Here is a 22,174-nt window from a genome sequence, read left to right on the forward strand (position 1 = left end):
AATGGTGCTACTGAAGGTTTATTTCAATAGTCTGAAGTTGATGATATTATTAACCCAAAATAACGAAAATTGATATTCGACAACTTAAATTTATCTGACCAAATTTCATCAGATTTCTTTGAAGATTTTAGTAAACTAATGACTTTTCAGGAATTTCCAAGCAAGCACTTATTACACCGTGAAGGAACTATTTGTAATCAATTTTTTATCCTGCATAAAGGATTGGCAAGAGCATTTTATTACAAGGACGCCAAAGATATCACGGCTCATTTTGCGATAGAAAATACAACTATAACAGCTATTGATAGTTTTATCCAAAGAAAAAAAAGTCGGTATAATATTGAATTATTAGAAGATACTTCTTTGTCATATGTGAACTACTATGATTGGATAAAATTACTAGAAGATAAACCCCATTATGAAAAATATGCTCGTATTTTTCTAGAAAACATCTATATAGATATTGCAGAACGTATTGAAGATTTACTTTTTCACTCAGCAAAAGAGCGTTATGTAAAGCTAAACAACAAATTTCCTTCGCTTCAACAAAGAGTTAATTTAGGATACATTGCATCTTATATAGGTATTACACAAGAAACATTAAGTAGAATTAGAGCCGAAAAATAAAATGCGATTTTGATATTTGTCAAAAAGATACAAATATATTTGACTGAGCTTTGTAAAAAAAGATAATGAAAAATATTGTATTTGAAAGTGCGACAGAGCTCGTTAAAAAAATAAAAGCGAAAGAAATAACAGTTGTAGAAACTGTTACCGCTTTTTTAAACCATATAGAAAAATTTAATCCTAGAATTAATGCTATTTCAGATTTAAGAGAAAAAGAAGAAATTTTAAATGAAGCAAGGGAAAAAGATTTAGCTATTGAACAAGGGAAAAGTCTTGGACTCCTTCATGGATTACCAATAACTGTAAAGGATAGTTTCTTGGTAAATGGATTAAAAAATTCAAATGGAGATCCTCTTTCGAGAAATTATGTTGCTACAGAAGATGCAGAATTGGTTAAAAGATTGAAAGATGCAGGAGCTATTATTATTGGAAAAACAAATACTGCACTTTATTGTCTTGACTGGCAAAGCACTAATTTTTGGAACGGACAAACGAATAATCCGTACGATATTTCGAGAGTTGCAGGAGGAAGTTCTGGTGGTTCAGCAGTTTCGGTAGCTTCAGGTTTTAGTCCTTTGGAATTAGGAGCTGATGCTGGTGGATCGATTAGAGTTCCTGCTCATTTTAATGGTATTTGTGGTTTGCGTCCATCCGAAAATTTTCTTTCTAATAGAGGTCATCTAAAAGTCAAAAACAAACCACAAGGAAGGCGACATATTATTACACCTGGTCCTTTTGCAAAAAATGCTACAGACTTACTTTTAATGATGGAAGTTTTAGGGAATAACACGAAATATGAACTTCCCGAATTGTTTCCAACTAATTTAAACATTAGTGAATGGAACAAACAATCTTTAACTATTGCTTATTCTGAAACCATAAACGATACAGAAGTTGACACTGAATATTTAGAATTGTTTAGGGATTTTATAACCAAGATAAAAAATGAAAATCATATTTTAATTATTGACCACCCAAAATATGACGAACAAAAAGCCTATTTAGAATGCAGTAAAATTATTGGATTTGAAATAGGAATTAACAATCCCAAAGTACCGTTATTAGCCAGCTTTATGTATGCGTTTATTCGTCTGAAATATAGAGACCATTTGTGGGCAAAAGGAATGGCTTTGGGACAACGTTTGTCCAACATCGATTATGCAAAAGCAATAGATTATAAAGATGATTTTTCTAAAATTTATAATGATTTTTTGACAACTTATGACGTTTGGATTACGCCAGTTTGTTCTTTTGAAGCTTATAAACATCAAAATGCGGGAAAACCTTTTACCGTTAATAATAAAAAAATAGGCTATACTAAAGCCCTCGCTTCCTTTAACTTTACTACTGCATTTTCGGGACATCCAATAGTCGTTATCCCGATTGGAAAAAAGAAAAACGGAATGCCTGTTGGAGTTCAAATACATTCCAAAAAATGGACAGATAAGAAATTATTAGAAATTGCTCAATATTTTGAAAAATTCACTAATGGATTTGAAAAACCTATTTCGTACTGAAATAGGTTTTTTAAATTTCTTTAGAAACTTCATCTTATTTATTACTAGAAACAACTCTAGAGTCAGTTATGAAATTGTTCCAAACAGTTAAAGGAATTATATAAGATGTTTGATAACTTGTATCAAAAATAAAGGCTTTGTCTTTTACTCTTAAAGTATCAACATTAAATCTTTTTAGTCTTTTTTGTTGCTTAAATAAATCGATTATATAATGAGTTTTAGGACAGCAGCAATACCCTTCATTTTTTGTAGAATCAAATAATGAATCAAATTCTTTTATTTTCTTTTTATCAAGTATTCTGTCTAATCTAACAAGTTTTGTTGTGTCCTGCCGAGTATCGTCTTTAATTTTATATAGAGAAATTTCTATTCTATCCATTTCATTTCGTAGCTTTTTGAAATGATTTTTGTGATACTCTAAAACTAAATGCTTTTGGTCTTTAACGTCTTGTTCTATCTTTGGTTTTACAACTTCATTTTTTTTATTGCAACTACTGCAAAATATTGCAATTCCAATAATAATCACTTTTCTAAGTTTAATCATATGTATAATTAATGTGTTGCAGATGTATTTTTTGTTTCAAGTTACAGCTAATTTTATATATAATAAAATAGTTTCTGTATCTCTATTTGATAGAGATACAGTTTATTAGCATGTAATTGCTAATGTATAACTATTTTTTTATTAGATCGATTGCCTATTAAAGCAGATCTTGGTAAAAGGTAATGTTACGTACATTTACAGGATCCCAGCCTCCGTTGGAAATACGGTGCAATTCGATATAATAAATTCCTTCTTCCAGATGAACATCTCCCAACTGGTCGATTTGATAGTTGTTGAAATTATTACTAGTTGTAGTAAATGGATATTTAATAGTTGAAACATTATTTATCACCAATTGAAATTTACCTGAATAACCGGATAGTTCGCTTTTCCAATGGTAAATACCTGCTGTATTCACTTTAACTCTCCAAGCTGGATAAGCTGCTGCATTTGTCCATCCGCCAATGTTATAATTTGGAGCATGTTCTATCACGATACCACTTCCGTGTAGTATGGCATTTTGAGCAGGAAGCACAAGCGTTCTATCTGCATTTTGATTGATAATAGGAGTTGTATCGACTGGAAGATGAATCGAAATTTGACGCACATTAACAGGATCCCAACCTCCGTTTGAAATACGATGTAATTCGATGTCATAAACACCAATAGGTAAATTAACTGTTCCTATAGATAAGGTTTGATAATTAGTAAAACCACCTGTTGAAATTGTAAACGGATAAGGTCCTTGATCTACTCCGTTTACTTTCAGAACAAACTGTCCCGAATAGCCAGATACAACAGCATCCAAAATAAAGTTTCCGGGTTGTGTAACTTCCACATGCCAAGTAGCAAATTTAGTATCATCAGTCCATCCGCCAAGATTATAAAGGGGACCATTTTCGATACTGAGTCCACTTACAATAGCATCGACAGCATTCAGATTAAGTGTGCCATCTTTGAATTGCTTAACAAAGTTGATTAGTATATCTATAATTCCTGACATTTCTAAGACAATCGTTGTACTAATACTATCTATAGGGTTGGCAGGTACTGGAATAATATATCCCGAAGCATTTTCATTAGGCGCTATATTCAGTGCTGTTTTGGTAGTATCGGCAAGAAAATAGGCTTTAACAATGCTACCTTCACGAAGGCTAGGAACAACTAAATTTCCATTTTCGGGCCAATTATCAGTAAATACATGTAGGTATAGGTATTGAGTTCCGTCTATAATTTTTCGGGTAGCTCGTCCCCAAGGCAATTGCTTTGTGTATGGACTTGGATCTGCTTTCTCGATAGCCGTTTTATTTATAATCATCCAAGCTGCAAAACCATCAAGTCTGTTTATAGCTTGTGGAGGGAATGTTCCGTCTCCTTCAGGACCAATGTTGAGCAAGAAATTACCTCCTTTACTCACAATATCAATCAATTTTTGAAGCAAATCTGTTTCTGTTTTCCAGCGCGGGTCGTATGCATCATATCCCCAATTATCATTCATGGTCATACATGTTTCCCAATCTGTTCCATTCCCGTTAGGTGGCATACTAGGAATGTTTTGTTCAGGAGTAGCATAGTCTCCAGTCAAACCATCTTCCATTCGGTTATTGAATATCAAGCGGTCTGATCCGGGGATGTTTTTTATTGCCTTCATCATTCGGTAGCGGAATTCGGGTGTGCTACCGCCTCCCATATCCCACCAAAGTAAGTCAACACCATAATCGTTAATCATGGTCTGGATATGAGGTATTACAATGGTATCAGTATATGTTGCTTGATCCTCATAAGAAGCCTCATGACTTGGTGTCGTATTTTGAGGAATCCATCCCATTCCTCCCGGATTCATCCAGTCCAGACATTGCGAATAATAAAACCCAATTTTTAATCCTGCAGCATGAGCTACAGTGACCAGATTTTTTAAAACATCGGCTGTAATATTGGTATCATCCTGAATATTGTATCCTACGTGATGGGTATGCATCAAGGCAAAACCTTCGTGATGTTTGGCAGTAATAACAATATATTTCATGCCAGCATCTTTTGCCATTCTTACCCATTCGGTTGCATCAAAGTTTTGTGCTGTAAAGTTTTGCTGCCAGCGTGATTTGTATTCGACTCTGGGAATTTGAGCTGCAAACATAATCCACTCGGCATATTGACCGCGTTGGTAAGGTTCTCCTGTAGAAGGATCGATTTTAATAGTTCCATCAGGATTGATCCATTCAGGACGATAAGCAGAATAGTAATCTTTCATCCAGTAATCAGGCCCTGTATACGGACCGGATTTCATTAAAGTTGGTCCTTTATAAAATCCTGCAAGTCCAGCGTAAGCACCCCAATGCAAGAATAGTCCAAAACCAGCTTCACGCCACCAGGCCATTCTTGCGTCTTTATGGGCTTTTGTTTCCAGCGTTGCCACATAAAGATTATTACTGAGTTTTGTAAAAAGATTTTGGTTGTCATCTCGTCCTCTTACCGAGAAAAAGTAAATATCAAAAGCATTCAGGTTATGAATGGTGATCGAAGTATGGGCAACATTTTGATGAAAAATACCTTCTTTAAACACATCATACGAAGTGATTCCGGGAAGTTCATCCCACGATAAAGTAATTGAATCTGTTTGTATATCAGTTGCTACAAGTTCTTTAGGATTGTTATTGTAAAAAGGATCAATATCAATTTCGGTATCGCTAAAAGTTAAATTATCAATGTATACAATATCTCCAATGGCACGATTATCAGTAAAATCGGGCTGAATACCAAAAGCCGAGATATCTTTTACTTTATTCGTTAATAAATCAAAGACTGCAACTCCCCATTCGTTTACTTTATCTAATGGACTTTGTGACATGAATTCAGTTGAAATATTAAGTCTAATCTGAGAATTCGGATTATTGCGATAATACTTCATGTACAAATACTTATACTCTGTGAGAGGCTGATTCAGCGTACAGTAAAATCCTGCCCATTTAGCGGTATTATCTGTCCGTTTAAATTTCAGGACTTTATTACTTTGGTTAGATCCTGTTTTATCTGGATTATCTACCACCGTAATTTGCATATCGCGAGCAGGGTTTATGTTTATTTTATCTGTAAAGTTAATTTGTCCATTTTCAAAATTATCAATTATGAGAGGCTCTCTAATTATTGGACGAGGATAATAATCTGGTTTAAAGTTCAGTTTACCAAGAGCGGTCTGAATTTCGGGAGCCGACATAAAGTAATCCCAAAGCAAACCCGAGCGGTAATTTTCGATCATACAAATAATCGGACCTTGATCGATAGCAAGATAACTACCATCGACCCAATTGACAGTTTCATTAAAAGAGTCTATAAATCCTGCTTTTTCGTTCCAGATTTTTGTTCCCAATTTTTCATAAAAATACCTTAGAGCGGCTAATGATTCTTTCGGAGTATAGGGCATTGATGATATGGCTGCGGTTGGAGCAATTACTCCCTTGTCGTTTCCGGGTGAGTGGGCGCTGTAACTTATATTTCCATCAGAGGCAGTTAATCCCCAAGCTTTGTTCTCGCCATATCCTTTATATCCTAGCGGATTTTGTTCGCAATAGGCTCTGTTTATTAGTGTGTGAGCTACATTTTGCTGAAAATAATTTACATCATTATAAGTATCTCTCAAATTTTTAGGGTTGAATCCCAGAAATGAATAATGAGCAAAAAATAGAGGTCCACCTTTTGCATTTCCGTTACCGATAGGAAGTGTAATATCATAAAACTTTTGATTCTTGGTTTTATACGTACCACCAGATGACCAGCCACTTTGCCACAAACTAGGGTCGATGGCATGAGTTGGGGAAGCAATTGCCAAGAGGTAGGTAATCATACATTCGTTCCAACCAACAACTTGTAATTTGAGTGTATTTTGTAACGCATTATCGCAATGCCAGTACAACTTATTAGAACCAAATGTAAAGTAATTCCAGTCGACATTGTTCCAAAGTATATTAATCTTAATAACAAGAGCCTGTTCTATTAATGTAGGTTGGTTAAAATACTGACGTGCCGTAATCAAGCCCTGCATCATATAGGAGGTTTCGACCAAATCACCACCATTATCGTTTGTGCTAAACGGAATTGTTTCACCCGTATTTCCATTAATCCAATGAGCAAAAGCTCCTTTGTAATTAGTAGCGGAGTTGGTTAAGAAATCGACAATTTTTTCAATACGCTGACGACCTTGCTCTCTGGTTATAAATCCTCTCTCTATGCCTACTAAAATAGCCATTACTCCAAATCCAGAACCGCCTGAGGTAACGGTATTTCCAGCTGTTCCCGAAACAGGAATGCGTTCGTGTGCCATTCCTGAACTTGATGCATTATCCCAAAAGTATTTAAACGTGTATTGTTGCGTTTTGGTAAGCAACTGTTCATCCGTAAGCGTAGGTGTTACTAAAGCAGATTCTTTCATAAGATTAATTAATTTTTAGGTTATAAATAATAGTAAGGAAAGCGGTGTGGTATTGTCAATTTTCAAACAACTCGTATAAAATAACTTATATCCTGTTGTAGATGATATTGTAATGGGGAATCCTGATAGCTTATTAGAAACTAAACGCTTATGGTTTTATGTATTTGAAAATCAATACAATACGAATGTATCGATTATTATTGAATAACACAGTATGAAAAATATTATTTATTTAATTTATTTATTTATTTATTCTGTGATGATCTATTTATCTTTAAATTGTTTTCTTTTTTATTTCAAGAAATTGTTTGGAGTAATAGTATCTTGTAGGTAATCAAACTATGTCTTATTTTGTCATAAATAAGGCTATGGATAAATTCTCTATTATCTGCTTTTCTATAAGTTTGTGAAAAATAAATTATTGATTATTAGTTGAGTGTGTTTTTTTTTTGAATAGATGAAGTGTTAATTTGGAAAGGTAAATTGTGAAAAATAAAATTTATGAAAGCTAATTTTTTTCAAATTATAATTATTGGAGTTTTATATTTATTGTCGACTCTTTTGTATAGTGTTTTTTTTGGATTTCCTCCCTTTAATCATGGTTTAGTAATTGGGTATCCTGCAATATATTATCAGTTTTATGTTTCTGAAGGATATAGACAATTTGGTTTTACAGGAATTGGTAATCTAATGGTAAATTGCGCTGTAATTCTTTTTGTATTTTTTATTTTTAAGTTTTTAAAACTAAGTAATAAATGAAAAGAAGTTTTATTATACTGCTGTTAATTTTAATGAATCTAGTCATCATTTTTTATATTGACTATAAGATAAATTTACCCGATTTAGATTATTACCACGGGAAAGACGGTGGGATAATTGTAAGATTTCAAGTAACTATCGTTATGAGTGTTATCTATTTTTTTATCATGAGTAAAAAGAATAAAATTATATATGCTATTTATGGATTAATCATTGGGATATTATCAATGGTTATTTGTTATTTGACTCTAGCAAAGTTTACAAAATTGGATGATGTTTTTTATCAATTAATTGCAACTATAGTTTTTATTTCGGTATTTCATTTTATTGAAAAAATAAATACGGTTCATAAGGCATAAGTAGAGTGATAAAAGGAATGAGGCTAAATATTTAAGAAATAAAATTTTAAAATGGAAAATAATACAATACTAGAAAATATTGATTTAATTCAATATGTATCAAAAAGACCAGCAATGTTTTCTATTCATAATGTAGAATCTTTTTTTATCTTTTTTAGAGGATATTCAAGCGGTAAAAGTGATTCAATAGTCTATGATTTTTTTGAGTCTTTTGGTAATTTTATTCATGAAAAATTTGCGGAAGATGGGTTGAAAAATATTGACCCTGAAAGAATTATTAGACTTTATAGTGCTAATGATAGCTACTCTTTGGAACTTTTAAGAAATTTGATAGAAGAATTTATGGAGTCTGATGTAATAAAGGATAAAGTTTAATTTCATTATCAAAAAGTTAATCTTTAGATTGTCTTTTTGGTAATATCCCAGATTAGAATATTTTATAAAAACTATTAAGATTTATGTCTTTGACTTTCTTTAATCGCTCAGAAATATCGTCTGATTATATGTGGAAATTATTTTACGAATAATTTAAAATTAAAATAAAGAGAATAATTAATGAAAATCATAATTAATATTGCCTTGGTATTGTTTTACACCTTGCTTGTATTTTTTGCCGTAATTTGGTTTCTTGCTCATGGTTCAGGTCACGAAATACCACTCGAAACAGATTTAAGTATAGCAGGATTTATAGTATTAGATATTCTAGTAATACTAGTTTTGAGATTTGCTAAAAAAAGGATTTCAAAAGATGAATAAATTTAATGATTTTGTATTCAGTTAACCAATGAAATACACCAACTGGAATTCACGAAAACAATTAAAAATATGAAGAATTTATATTTAATTATTTTGTTAGGAATTATAACGGGTTGTTCTTCTAAAATTGATGAAAATCAAATAATAGGAAAGTACGAAATAGATAAATTTGTAATAAGAGATTCATTAGTTAAAGTTGAAGAATATAGATTGTTATTATTAAATCGAGACAAAACTTTTGAGCTAAAGAATTATGATAAAAAAGAAAGTTCTAAAGGTACTTGGAAAGCTGAAAAAACTATGAATGATAACGGAATTATCATAGAGTTTAGTTTCTTAAATCGAAAAATAGAAGGAAAATTAAATGGTAGTAGTAACATAATTACTTTTAATCATCCAAATGATTTGTACTTAGGGAAGTATAGTCATTTACTCTACGTAAAACTAAATAAGTAGGGAATAGGTTAAGGTTGTATAATCCTCAAATCCCTAAACACAGACTTAGTGATATCTTTTCGGCAAGGACCGAAATTAGTACTATTTAATTTTCTGTCTTGTATAAGGCGTGTTGCAAAAAAGTAAGTTCCGTTTTTATTCTCGATATAACCAACCCACCAACCCGTATTGATTCCGTTTTCTCTAGTCCAACCCGTTTTAGAGTGAATAGTATATTCCGTATTTTGTTCAGTTATCATTACCTTTTTTACTATTTCGATGTTTCGTTTAGAAAAAGGAAGATTTCCTTCGTAAAGTCTTTTAAGAAATTCAACTTGATTGATTGGCGAAATTCCGAAAGCACCAAAATTCCAGAAGTCAGCATCTGTTTGTGAGAGGTCTAGATTACCGTAATTACAAAGCGTTAAATATTTTTTGTAATTGGCCTTACCAATCTTTTTCGCTAATTCTATAAATGCCCATCCTGCCGAAACTTCAAAAGCTTCTTTTACCGTTATATCGTGGTAAATACTTGGTCGGAAATCATATTTTATAGTATCAGTACTTCCTGGCCATTTTACTATCTCATTCTCGCTGGCAATGGTTTTTGTTTCTAATGCAATAAGAAGATTAATAATCTTAAATGTAGATGCTGGTAAGGTTTCTTTTCTTGTAGTAGTTGTGTCAGATAAAATCCAAGTATGGTTGTTATTATCATAAACAGCAATTGAGCCTTCGGCATTGCAATTATCAAAATGTTTTTTAAAATCCTCACGTATCAGAACTTTATCACTATTTGATGTAATTGAGGAATTGTCTTTTTTCTTGTTTGAAGAACAAGAGAAAAGAAGTCCGATAAATACAAATCCAAAGAATAATTGTTTCAATTTCATTTTGATGCTTTAAAATGTGTTCATGACTATTTTTTAGCCACAGATTAAAATAATTTTGTGGATTTCTTTATAAAAAGGTTTGCCACAAATTACACAGATTTACACTAATGTTTTATGTCAATTGAACATAGTGAATATTCAATTTGAATATTCAGATTTGTGAAAACTTGTGTAATTCATGGCGCCCCCAAAAAAACTAAAAAAAAAATTTACTGTATATTTTATACTTTAAAAATCATTTTCTTTTTATAGAAAACCCAAAGTATAAGTGACCAAAAAATAGCGTATGATATTGCATAAGCTAATGATGCATTTAGCGGATTTTCAAAACAAGGCACTATTCCAAATTTGTAAATCAAGGCTTGAAGATTGATTTCTTCTGCCGCTATATCTGGACTTTGAACTTTAATAGAACTCAAAACTCTAGGGATTATTCCCGAGAAGTAAAATACAATCATTGGGTTTACTCCCCAAATTAAAAACAGTTTAGTCCATTTTGTATAGTTTGCTACATCTATTATATAGTATAAAATGGTTAAGCATATTGTAGCTATACCAGCTGTATATAAAACATAAGAACTTGTCCAGAGTGATTTGTTTATTGGGAATATTATGTTCCAAAGCATACCAATAACCAAGAGTACAATTCCTGAAATGGCTAATTTTTTTAGAATCTCAGTTTTTGTAATTTTTAGGTTTAATATTTGACCTATAAACATTCCGAGAATTCCTGTACCAATTGCTGGTAAAGTACTTAAGATTCCTTCTGGATCCCAAGTTTTAGAGAAACTCCATAAGTGTCCGTTCAAAAGTAAATCGTCTAACCAAGCAGCCAGATTGGTGCCTTTATCAAAATTAGGATCGCCAAATCCGGGAACAGGTACAAAAGCCATTAAAATCCAGTAAATCAACAAAATTGAAGCTGTAACCAGAAGTTGTGTTTTTAAATTTGTTTTTAGATATAATAATGAAGTAAAGAAATATACAATCCCGATACGTTGTAAAACTCCAGGGATTCTTACGTCTTCAAAGGCTTCTATTTTGCTATAAGCTAAAAACAATAGTAAGGCGAAGATCCCAAAAACAAGATATGTTTTAATTTTTAAAGTAAAGTTTCCTAAAAGGGCATAAGCTACTGCAAATGTTATGCTTAACCTAAGAAGCAATAAAGGGATTCCTTCCAGACCAAACAATTGGATTCGGCTGAAATAATTTAAAGATAATCCTAAACAGAATATACGTAACGAACGAACCAAAATTTTATTAAAAACACCTGAATCAAGATGTTTTGTAGGCATTGCAAACGGGATTGCTGTTCCCATTATAAAAATAAAAAAAGGAAAAACTAAATCGGTAGGAGTACAGCCGTGCCATTCGGCATGTTCTAAAGGCGGATATATAGAAGCCCAGCTTCCTGGGTTATTAACAATAGTCATTAATAAAATCGTAAATCCTCTAAATACATCGAGTGATATTAAACGTTCTTTTGTCATTGGTTTAGTTTATTTTTTGGTTTCATTAATTATATAAAAGCGTAAACTTTTAGTAGTTCTTTATTTTAACTAGGAAAAGAAATTTTCCCCATCGATACAGATGGAATTCCTTTGCGTGTTCCAAAATCTGAAGTTCCACCAGAAACAGTTTCGTTTGCTAAAATGGCAAACAATATGGCTTCTTTTGCATCTCCTGAAATTCCTAGAGAATCAGTATTGGAGAAAGTACATGGCAACAATTCTTTAAGCCAACTTACCAGTAATGGATTGTGTGCACCTCCGCCTGACATATAAATTGTAAAACTTTCGGCAGAATATGTTGTGTTGTTTATAGCTGTATGTATAGCACTGGCTATTGTTTCGGCGCTAAATCGGGTTAATGTTGCTAATAAATCTTCAACAGAAATATCGTTTGTATTGCTCTCGGTTTGCGCTTTTCTAACATATTCTATATTAAAAAGTTCAGGTCCTGTAGTCTTCGGGAAAGAGGCAAGGAAGAACTCATCGGCTTTTAAAGCTTCTAAAAGAGAATTATTTACTTTGCCTTGTTTTGCGATTTCGGCATCTTTATCATAGGCTTTATCAGGAAATGAGAGTCTGGTAAAAGCGTCGATTAGTGTATTTCCTGTTCCTGTATCGGTAACAAAAACTTCTTCGGGACTACTGCTTGATGGCAAATAGGTAAAATTTGCAATACCACCCATATTAAGCATGATACGATTTTCGCCTTTTTTCCCAAACAAAAAGTAATCTCCATAAACGGCAAGTGGTGCTCCTTCGCCTCCCGCAGCAAGATGCTTTTGACGAAAGTCTGAAAGGGTTATAATTCCGGTTTTTACAGCAATATGATCACCGTCGCCAATTTGCAAAGTAGCGTTTGGGAATTTATCTTGTTGATGTAAAATCTTTGGTGCATGAAAAACAGTTTGTCCGTGTGAAGCTACCAAATCGACTTTGTTGGTTGGGATTCCCCAACGTTCTAAACATTCCAAAATCATATTGGCATGAAGAACTCCAATCCATTCATTTAATAAAACCAGTTTCTGAAAATCAATTGTTTGTTTAGCAAATACAGTTCTGATTTCCGATTTTATTTCTTCTGAATAATCTACAGTATCAAATTGAACTAATCGAACTTCTGTGCTTTCGCCAGAACCTGAGATTTCGCATAAAGCCACATCAAGACCGTCCAAAGACGTACCAGACATTAATCCGATAATAGTTCGGGAAGGTTTTTGAGCAATTTTATACAGTGATTCCAGATTTGCGTTCATGATTTTTGTTTTTTAATAAATGGAATTATTTTTAACACATAGTAACATAGCTTTTAAATCTCAAAAAATAGACGTTTCACTTATTTAAAAAGCACATAAGCTATCTATGCGAAAGAAATGTTTTTCTTTTTGTATTCTTCTTTAGGAACAAAATCTATGTTTCTATGTGTTAGATAAAAAACTATAAATTATGCCTAATAGGTTTTTATTTTATAATTGCGTCCTGAATTATTCTCTGAATATCTTCTCTGATTTTTCCTCTGGATAATTTATTCTCTTCATTAATAACTTCGGGATAGGTTCTGTTGGATAAAAACACATAAACAATTTCTGTTTCTGGGTCAACCCAAGCTATGTCTCCTGTAAATCCGGTATGTCCAAAACTAGACTCAGAAACACAACCGCAAGTAGGACCATCTTTTCCAACTCTTTTATCAAAACCTAAACCTCTTAAAACTCCTTTGTCTTTGTAATAACAAGTATTAAAAGTATCAAATGTTTGCTCAGAGAAATATTGTTTGTTACCGTAATTTCCTTTTTGTAAAAATAGCTGCATCATTTTGGCCACATCCATTGCATTAGAGAAAATCCCTGCATGTCCAGCAACCCCGCCTTCCATTGCTGCTGCCATATCGTGTACATATCCCTGAATAACCTGATGTCTGAAATAGTTATCAATTTCGGTAGGCGCAATGTTGCTTCTGTCAAATCTGTCTAAAGGATTGTAAAGCGTATTGTTCATTCCGAGTGTGCTGTAAAAATTTTGCTGACTCAGTATTTCTAATTTTTTATGCGTTTTTCTTTCTAAATATTCTTTCAGAATGATAAAGGTAAAATCGCTATATCTGTATTCTTTCTTTAGGGATAATGGACTATCGGCAATAATTTTCATGATGGTATCATGATAGTCATTTCTAATAAAAAGGTTGTCCGCAACTTTTGTAGAAAAATCAGATTCGGCGACTCTACGATAATATTTTGCCGAAGGTTTACCTTCGCTATCTAGTGTTGCTTTGTAAAACGGAATCCAAGCCTGTAGTCCTGCATAATGAGTTAGTAAATCCTTAAAGCTGATGTTTTCTTTATTTGTTTTCGCGAAAAGCGGCACCATATCTTTTAATTTGGTATCCAAGTCTACTTTTTCATGATCATACAATTGCATTACGTTAGGGAGTGTCGAAATCATTTTAGAAATCGAAGCAACATCGTATAAATCTGAATTTGTAACTTTTCGGGTATTATCATAAGTTTGGTTACCGTATGATTTCTGGAAAATTACACTTCCTTTTCTAGCTACAAGAACTTGCATTCCCGGAGTCATTTTACCATCAATTGCTTTTTGTGCGATAGCATCAATTTTAGATAAAATAAGCGGATTCATACCTACATTTTCTGGTTTTGTAAAACCTAAACGATTTATTTTTTCGGTAGTTAAACCATCATTTACATTAAAAGAGGTATTAATAGATACGGGTAGTTTTCCTTTGGCAGGGATTGCTCCAAATAATAATTCTGCCGAAACGATCTGACTAATATCTGAGTTTTGATAAGATACTACTAATCCTTCTATATCATCAAAGTTGGTGATTGGTAATAGGGAATATGGTTTTGTAAAAATATCCAAAATCACTTTGTTGTGTTTTGCAATTTCTTGTAACCAAATCAGTTCAGAATCGGTAAAATTTTGTTTCTCCCAAGTTTTATTTACTTTGTGAAAACCAATAATAACGAGGTCGTATTTTTTTAATTCTTTGTTTAAACTATCTAAATTAGTATTGGCTACTTCTGTAATTTCAGTATATTTTTTTAGGGTAGTTACAAAATCACTGTTAACATCTTCTCCTAGTTTTACATACGCTATCTTTTGCTCTAAATCTTTGATAGGAAGTATTTCCTTTTCATTTTTTAAAACGGTAATGGCATTTTCATATAATTTATAGTGTAAAGCATCGTTTTGTGACGGATTAAGGTCATCGTATATGTTTGCCATATTGATGGGCTTGTATTTGTTTAATCCTGCTTTAAACTTATAATGCAATATTTTTTTTACCGAATGTGCCAAGCGTTCTTCGGTAATTACCCCTTCGTTATAAGCTACTTCTAGTTTCTGGAATGCTACAGGTACATTATCTGAGCAAAGCAAAATATCGTTTCCTGCAAGTAGTACCGCAATTTCTAAATCACCAGGGCCTTTAAAATTACTAGCGCCTTTCATGGCTAAACCATCTGTAAAAATTAAGCCTTCAAAGCCTAATTCTTTTTGAAGCAGATTGGTTACAACATTATAAGAAGCCGAAGAAGGAACATTTGGCGTTGGTTCTAAACTTGGAATATTAAGATGGGCAACCATAACCGATGCTAAACCTTCATCAAAGATTCTTTTGTACGGATATAATTCGACTAGCTCAAGTCTGTCTTTTGAGAAATTAACCAGAGGCAATGCATGATGAGAATCTGTTGCCGTATCTCCGTGCCCAGGAAAATGTTTTCCGGTACTAAAAACACCTTGACTTTGTACTCCTTTCATTAAGGCAATGGCTTTGTCGCTTACATTAACTTTGTCTTCGCCAAAAGAACGGTTTCCGATAATAGGGTTTTTAGGATTGGTATTAATGTCCAGAACTGGAGCGAAATTAAAATGAATTCCGATTCGTTTGTTTTCGTTGGCCATGTTTCTTCCAACATTCTCAATTAGGCTTAAATCCTCGATTGCTCCTAAGGTCATATTCCAAGGGTAACGATAGGTAGAGTCTAATCGCATACCCAATCCCCATTCGGCATCAATTCCTACAAACAAAGGAACTTTTGCTTTTGATTGGTACAGGTTGGTTAATTTTGCCTGACGAACTGGACCTCCTTGAAAAAATATTACTCCACCTACTTTATAGTCTTGAACTAATTTACTGATTTGGTTTGTATGAACAGAATCTTTATTAGAATAGGCCGAAATCATAAACAGTTGACCTATTTTTTCCTGAACCGACATTTTGTTGTAAATACTATCAACCCAACTAGTTTCTCGGTCAGAATCTTTAAAAAAGGTTTTCTTTTCGGATTTATTTGGAGCTACATAAACGACTGTATCTGTTGAGGTATTTTCTTTTGAATCTGTAACTGTGTTCGTTTTTCTAGAAACGCCACAATTGGTGATTAAGAATAAAAATGTGGCACAAAGGCTAATTTTTATAAAGTAATCTTTCATATCATTATTTTTTGACAATTGAATGCTGAACGTATCTAAAAGCGTTCAATTGATTAGTTAATTAGTTTTGTTTTTAAGATGGTTTTAAAAACTTATTTTTTCGCTACTGCGTGAACTTGTTAGGTATAATCCTAAATAGGTTAATAATCCGTTTAGCACGATTAATTCATTATCAAATACATATCCTGCAAACAATACTTTTGAGTTTTCATTTATTAAATACGTGAAAAAAGGTGATAATAAACAGATTAACGGAACTAGTTTATCATTTACATTTCTAGATTTCTGGAACAATCCAAAAGCATATAATCCTAACAATGGACCATAAGTGTAGGAAGCAACTTTAAATATCATCCCAACTACTGAACTATCATTGATGGAATTAAAAATGAGTATTACGATAAAAATTAATGCTGAGAAGCTGATGTGAACCAAATGTCTTATACGTACAGAGTTTTTCTTATCGCTATTTTCAGCTTTGTCCATGCCTAAGAAATCGACACAAAATGAAGTCGTTAATGCTGTTAATGCTGAATCTGTTGTGGCAAATGTTGCGGCAATAATTCCTAATAAGAATACTATTGCAGGAATTGTTGCTAAATGATTTAAAGCTATTTCAGGAAAAAGTAAATCGGTTCTTGGCTTTCCTGTAATTAAATCTGTTGGGATTGCAATTCCGTTTTTATTAGCATAAATGTATAGTAAAGCTCCAACGCTCAAAAAGAATATGTTGATTATAACGAAGATTCCTGTAAATGTGAACATGTTTTTTTGTGCTTCGCCAATGTTTTTACAGCTCAGGTTTTTTTGCATTAAATCCTGATCTAGTCCTGTCATTGCTATAGTAACAAACATTCCTCCTAATATTTGTTTTACAAAATGGAATTTGCTTCCTAGAAAATCATCAAAGAAAAATATTTTAGAGTAATTACTATTTTTAACTTCTTCAAAAGCACCAATTGCACTTAAATCCATGCGATCACAAATAAAATAGATGGTAAGGAAAACCGAAGTAACTAAGAAAAATGTTTGTAAAGTATCTGTAATAATAATCGTTTTTAATCCTCCTCTATAGGTATAAGAAAAAATAAGAAGTAAGGAAATCAATACCGTAAAGGCGAACGGAATACCATAATAATCGAATACGAAACGCTGTAATACAATTACCACTAAGTATAGTCTGAATGCTGAACTAACGGTTCTACTAATCAGGAAAATAGAAGCTGCGGTCTTATAACTGTAAAACCCCATTCGTTGCTCTATATATCCGTAAATAGAGGTTAAGTTCATTCGGTAATAAAGCGGCAATAATAACTTTGTAATTATTATAAAACCGAGCGCATTACCTAATACAAACTGAAAATATTTGAATTGTTCTCCACTTGCAGCACCAACTTCTCCTGGAACAGATATAAAAGTTACCCCAGAAAGAGCAGTTCCTATCATCCCAAAAGCAACTAAATACCATTTTGAGTTTTTATTAGCGGTAAAAAAAGCATCATTTCCATCATCCTTTCGGCTTACTCTATGCGAGATATAGAATAGTGTTCCGAAATAAATGATAATAAGAAGAAGGATAGTACTTGGTGTCATTTTATAGCTTTTGTGGTTTGGTTTTTATTCTTTTGATTAAACCTAACAGGTTTTAAAAACCTGTTAGGTTTCTGTTGAATCTCGAAAGTTATAGATTGTGGTCTTAATTTATATAAATCTATAAAAAAGATTTTGATTAGTTTGGAAGTTAAATTTCCAGATTTTTATTTTCTGCCAATAAAACGGCTCTTACGCTTTTGTGTTTTTTCAATAATTCTGAAGCTAGTTTCTCGTCAATTTGAAGTTCTTCTACAATCATTTCTACACCTCTTTGTACTAGTTTTTTGTTAGACAATTGCATGTCTATCATTTTGTTGCCGTAAATTCTTCCTAGTTTAATCATAACTGATGTTGATATCATGTTTAAGACTAATTTTTGAGAAGTTCCCGCTTTCATTCTTGTACTGCCTGTAAGGAATTCTGGTCCTACAATTAGCTCAATAGGATGGTCGGCTTCTTTAGAGATAAGACTTGCACTATTACAAGAAATACTACCTGTAATGATATTATTTTCTCTTGCTTTTTTTAATCCTCCAATAACATAAGGAGTATTTCCTGAAGCTGCGATTCCTAAAACAACATCTAAACTCGAAATATCGTAGGCTGATAAATCTCTCCAGGCTTGATCAATATCGTCTTCGGCATTTTCTACCGCTTTTCTAATGGCAGAATCTCCTCCTGCAATGATACCAATAATCCAATTGTCTGGAACTCCAAAAGTAGGAGGACACTCAGAAGCATCCAGAATACCGATTCTTCCAGATGTACCTGCGCCGATATAAAATAGTCTTCCGCCAAGTTTCATTTTAGAAACGATAGCATCTACTAATTTTTCAATATTAGGAATTTGTTTTTCAACAATATCGGCTACTTTTTTGTCTTCATTGTTTATATTGGTAAGCAACTCATTTGTGCTCATTTTATCTAAATTAGAGTAAAGTGACTCACGTTCTGTATCGGGATTTATCTTTGCCATTTTATTTTTTTTAGCTGATTTTTTTAATTTTTTGAATTTTGTTTGGAACATATTTTATGATTGGGCATCATAAAATACAGCCCAGAATTTATTTGACAATAAATAAGGGTATGATTTAATAGATTAGGTATTTTGTACGCATTTTTTTAAATGCTTCTAAATCCTTTTGCCAAGTCTTTCTAATTTTATCTTCAGAAATTCCGCTTTCAATTTGCTGTTGTAATTTCTTTGTACCAGCAAGTTTTGTAAAAAAGGCATTGAAGAATTTAGTTTTATCACTTGTATTTTGGTAAGCTTTAATTAGCCATTTTAATTCTAAACGTGTTAGTTTAGGATAAGATGTTAAATCCTCGCCAAAGCATTCTTTCCCATTATAAAGAGGATCTTTGGCTCCAAAATTTGGTTTAGGAGTAAAGCTAAAATTTGTTTTCGTTAAATAAGGAGAACCATAAATTTGGAATTGTTTCTCAGTTCCACGTCCCATACTTACATTCGTACCTTCAAAAAGGCATAAACTTGCATACAGGTTTATAGATTGATCATTTGGTAAGTTTGGTGATGGTTTTGCAAGCAAACTATATTCCATTTTTCGGTCATAATCTACGCAAGGAATAACGGTTAACTTACATTGAGCTCCGTTTTTAAGCCATTTCTCACCATTAATCATTTGAGCATATTCGCCAATGGTCATTCCGTGAAGTAGTGGGATAGGGTGCATGCCCACAAAACTTGTATATTCTTTTTCTAAAAGTGGCCCATCAACAATAGCTCCATTAGGATTTGGTCTGTCAAGAACAATAAGCGGAATTCCGTTTTCTGCACAAGCTTCCATTACATAGTGTAAAGAAGAAATATAGGTGTAGAAACGTGCTCCAACATCTTGTAAATCAAATATCATTACAGCGATTCCTGCTAATTGTGCTGCTTTTGGTTTTTTATTATCTCCGTAAAGAGAAATAATCGGTAGTGCGGTTTTTGGATCTTTTCCGTCTACAACATGTTCACCAGCATCGGCAGTTCCTCTAAATCCGTGTTCGGGAGCAAAAATGGTCTGCACAGCAATTTTTTTCTGTAATAAAAAATCTACTAAGTGAGTTTTGTTAGTCAAAATCCCTGTTTGATTGGTAACGATTCCTACCTTTTTATCTTTTAATAAGGGTAAGTATTTTTCATAATTATCAGCTCCGGTTTTAATTACTGGTGCATTTAATTCTGATGTATTGTTTTTTGTAATTGTATGGAATGAACTGGAATAAGTTGGTGTGTAAAATATTGATGCTACAATAAGAATACATTTGGCTATAAATTTTATCATTTTAAATTACAGTTTAATAGTTTAGAAGGCAGAAATTAACTAAATAAAGTTAGATTATTATTTGATTGAAATTCTGTATTTTTTTGGTTGTTGTTGTGTGGTTTATTGTAGTAGATTTTATCTGAGTTTTCAGACTTAGAATTTTATTTTCGTTGGTTTATTAATTGATGACTTTGTTGTACGAAATGATAATTTTAAAATACTACCTCTGGGTTTTAAATGCAGAGGTAGTTTATTATTTTGTTAGTATTCAGTTTTTAGATTCTGAATTACCAACCTGGGTTTTGTTTTAATTCAACCCCTTGAGCTTTATATAAATCAATATCGTTTGTTGGGATATTCATTAAATAATGTTTGGCTTCAAAAGTTCTTGTATTTGCTGGGTATAATTTAATATATCCGTTACCATCTACTATAACTTGTGTTCCTACAGGCGTACCTATTCTTGCACCAAGATTTACATCTAGATTTTTTGAAGTATCAAGGTAATCTCCTTTTTTCCAACGGTAAATGTCCATTTGTCTAAGCGTTGTCCAGCTCATAAATTCAATCTGACGCTCACGACGTACTTCCCAGATAATAGGGCTAACAGAACCAGAGATTTGCTCTAAAGTTGCCGTTCTTCTTGGGTCATTAATTTGTATTCCTCCAGCAGAAGCATTAGTTCCATCTGTAGTTAAAGGCGTAATTCCTGCACGAGCACGTACTTTATTGATAGACATATCAAGATCAGTATTTGTAGCTGTACCAAGTTCAGCACAAGCTTCGGCATAATTTAAATATACTTCACTTAATGTAAATATTGGTGCATCAGTATAATTACGTCCTCCTGTAGTAACATCTGGGCCTGTTGTTGCAGGATTGTTGTATAATTCAAACACATATCCAGACATTGAAACTAATGTAGCCGCGCTAAAAGGTTTCCCTTTGTATCCATAGCTAGTAGGATTTACAGTTTTACCAAAACGAGGATCTCTATTAGCAAACGTTTTTGTAATATCAGTATCACCAGTATATTGGCTGTTTCCTGCTTGTTGTATAGGTAATCCATTTGTAGTTACATAACTATCGGCAGCCCATTTTGTTAAACCATATTGTATAGTTGATGTATTGGTATAGTTTTGAAGAGAATGCATTAATACGTTTGATAAATAACGTTTTGTAAGTATTACTTCTGTATTACCAGCCAATTCAACAGAGTTGTAAAGAGATTTCCAATCTGAGTTTAATTTATAACCACCATTGTTCATTACGGCAAGAGATGCTGCTTTGGCTTTGTTAAGATAAGCGCTTCCGTCTTGACCTAAATGGTATTTTCTGTACGTTCCTTCGTAAATACAAATGTTGCTTAAAGCTGCATACGCTGTATATTTATTTACAGTAGTATTTTTATCATCTACAGGAAGTAACAAGTCTATAGCTTCTTCCATATCTTTAATAGCTCTGTCAATAACTTCTGCTCTTGGCGTTGCTGGCGAGTAAACTGCAGCATCACTTTGAGCTAAAAATTTATCGGTGTACGGAACATTCCCCATTTTTTGTACTAAACGGAAATAAGTGTATCCTCTGAAAAATTTAGCTACTCCTAAGTAATGATTCTTTTTTACTTCTGCCATAGGAACAGTAGGTACTTTTTCTAGCATTAAATTGCAACGACGAATTAGTGTGTAATATTCATCCCAAGAATACTGATTAGTAGTACTTGCTGTAACAGGCATTTGAAAAAAAGTATAAGCTGATAAGTTATCGTCTACTTTAGAGTCACTACCATGGAAATAGAAAGAAGAAACCCCAATTGATGTCCCATTCCCATAACCAAAGAAGGTGTCGTAATTAAGCCAAGAAAATGTTTTTACGTTGTCTTCTGATTGCCAAAAGTTCTCGTTTGTAAATTTATCTGCAGGCTCATCTGTCAGGTAGTCTGAACAACTAACAGCACTCATTGCTATTATAGTTGCAGCAAACATCAGCTGTAATTTGGATTTTATAATTGATTTTTTCATTT

The 22,174-nt window shown here is 32.8% G+C and carries 17 protein-coding genes; 7 read left to right on the forward strand and 10 right to left on the reverse strand.

Going from position 1 to position 22,174, the window contains the following annotated elements:
• Nucleotides 1-69: 69 nt before the first annotated feature.
• Complete coding sequence (locus IW20_RS21980; protein ID WP_123869527.1) at nt 70-627, forward strand: Crp/Fnr family transcriptional regulator; 558 nt, start codon at nt 70-72, stop codon at nt 625-627.
• 65 nt (nt 628-692) lie between these two features.
• Entirely contained in the window at nt 693-2,144 is a 1,452-nt protein-coding gene (locus IW20_RS21985) for an amidase (RefSeq protein ID WP_035627651.1), read from the forward strand.
• A 34-nt stretch (nt 2,145-2,178) separates the two neighbouring features.
• On the opposite strand, the gene IW20_RS21990 is transcribed toward IW20_RS21985, so the two are convergent.
• Both IW20_RS21990 and IW20_RS25980 read right to left on the reverse strand, forming a co-directional pair.
• Nucleotides 2,179-2,688: a hypothetical protein gene (locus IW20_RS21990; RefSeq protein WP_035627654.1), complete on the reverse strand. Its 510-nt coding sequence runs from the start codon at nt 2,686-2,688 to the stop codon at nt 2,179-2,181.
• Between the two features lie 157 nt (nt 2,689-2,845).
• A complete protein-coding gene (locus IW20_RS25980) occupies nt 2,846-7,114 on the reverse strand; it encodes an alpha-L-fucosidase (RefSeq protein ID WP_081912544.1) in 4,269 nt (1,422 codons plus the stop codon).
• A gap of 501 nt (nt 7,115-7,615) precedes the next feature.
• Here IW20_RS25980 and IW20_RS22000 point away from each other — a divergent pair.
• From IW20_RS22000 to IW20_RS22020, 5 genes are all read left to right on the forward strand, one after another.
• On the forward strand, nt 7,616-7,873 hold the full coding sequence (locus IW20_RS22000) for a hypothetical protein (RefSeq protein ID WP_035627656.1): 258 nt from the start codon (nt 7,616-7,618) through the stop codon (nt 7,871-7,873).
• The gene (locus tag IW20_RS22005) at nt 7,870-8,232 is read left to right on the forward strand and encodes a hypothetical protein (protein ID WP_035627658.1); all 363 of its coding nucleotides are present in this window, start codon (nt 7,870-7,872) and stop codon (nt 8,230-8,232) included. Before IW20_RS22000 ends, IW20_RS22005 begins: the two co-directional genes overlap by 4 nt.
• A gap of 51 nt (nt 8,233-8,283) precedes the next feature.
• Nucleotides 8,284-8,607: a hypothetical protein gene (locus tag IW20_RS22010; protein WP_035627660.1), complete on the forward strand. Its 324-nt coding sequence runs from the start codon at nt 8,284-8,286 to the stop codon at nt 8,605-8,607.
• A gap of 180 nt (nt 8,608-8,787) precedes the next feature.
• Nucleotides 8,788-8,988: a hypothetical protein gene (locus tag IW20_RS22015; protein ID WP_035627663.1), complete on the forward strand. Its 201-nt coding sequence runs from the start codon at nt 8,788-8,790 to the stop codon at nt 8,986-8,988.
• Nucleotides 8,989-9,057: 69 nt separating this feature from the next.
• The gene (locus tag IW20_RS22020) at nt 9,058-9,444 is read left to right on the forward strand and encodes a hypothetical protein (protein WP_035627666.1); all 387 of its coding nucleotides are present in this window, start codon (nt 9,058-9,060) and stop codon (nt 9,442-9,444) included.
• An 8-nt stretch (nt 9,445-9,452) separates the two neighbouring features.
• On the opposite strand, the gene IW20_RS22025 is transcribed toward IW20_RS22020, so the two are convergent.
• From IW20_RS22025 to IW20_RS22060, 8 genes are all read right to left on the reverse strand, one after another.
• A complete protein-coding gene (locus IW20_RS22025) occupies nt 9,453-10,316 on the reverse strand; it encodes a penicillin-binding transpeptidase domain-containing protein (protein WP_035627669.1) in 864 nt (287 codons plus the stop codon).
• 221 nt (nt 10,317-10,537) lie between these two features.
• Nucleotides 10,538-11,809, reverse strand: a complete 1,272-nt coding sequence (locus tag IW20_RS22030; protein WP_035627671.1) for an acyltransferase family protein — start codon at nt 11,807-11,809, stop codon at nt 10,538-10,540.
• Nucleotides 11,810-11,874: 65 nt separating this feature from the next.
• Nucleotides 11,875-13,083, reverse strand: a complete 1,209-nt coding sequence (locus IW20_RS22035) for an anhydro-N-acetylmuramic acid kinase (protein ID WP_035627673.1) — start codon at nt 13,081-13,083, stop codon at nt 11,875-11,877.
• 205 nt (nt 13,084-13,288) lie between these two features.
• Entirely contained in the window at nt 13,289-16,285 is a 2,997-nt protein-coding gene (locus IW20_RS22040; RefSeq protein ID WP_035627675.1) for a glycoside hydrolase family 3 N-terminal domain-containing protein, read from the reverse strand.
• An 84-nt stretch (nt 16,286-16,369) separates the two neighbouring features.
• Nucleotides 16,370-17,878: a sodium:solute symporter gene (locus tag IW20_RS22045; RefSeq protein WP_035627676.1), complete on the reverse strand. Its 1,509-nt coding sequence runs from the start codon at nt 17,876-17,878 to the stop codon at nt 16,370-16,372.
• 148 nt (nt 17,879-18,026) lie between these two features.
• Nucleotides 18,027-18,854, reverse strand: a complete 828-nt coding sequence (gene murQ, locus IW20_RS22050) for an N-acetylmuramic acid 6-phosphate etherase (protein ID WP_035627738.1) — start codon at nt 18,852-18,854, stop codon at nt 18,027-18,029.
• Between the two features lie 115 nt (nt 18,855-18,969).
• Nucleotides 18,970-20,169 (reverse strand): exo-beta-N-acetylmuramidase NamZ family protein, encoded by a 1,200-nt coding sequence (locus IW20_RS22055; protein ID WP_035627678.1) that lies wholly within the window; start codon nt 20,167-20,169, stop codon nt 18,970-18,972.
• A gap of 269 nt (nt 20,170-20,438) precedes the next feature.
• Nucleotides 20,439-22,172 (reverse strand): RagB/SusD family nutrient uptake outer membrane protein, encoded by a 1,734-nt coding sequence (locus IW20_RS22060; protein ID WP_035627680.1) that lies wholly within the window; start codon nt 22,170-22,172, stop codon nt 20,439-20,441.
• Between the last annotated feature and the right edge of the window lie 2 nt (nt 22,173-22,174).

This window comes from Flavobacterium hydatis (assembly GCF_000737695.1).
Classification (GTDB): domain Bacteria; phylum Bacteroidota; class Bacteroidia; order Flavobacteriales; family Flavobacteriaceae; genus Flavobacterium; species Flavobacterium hydatis.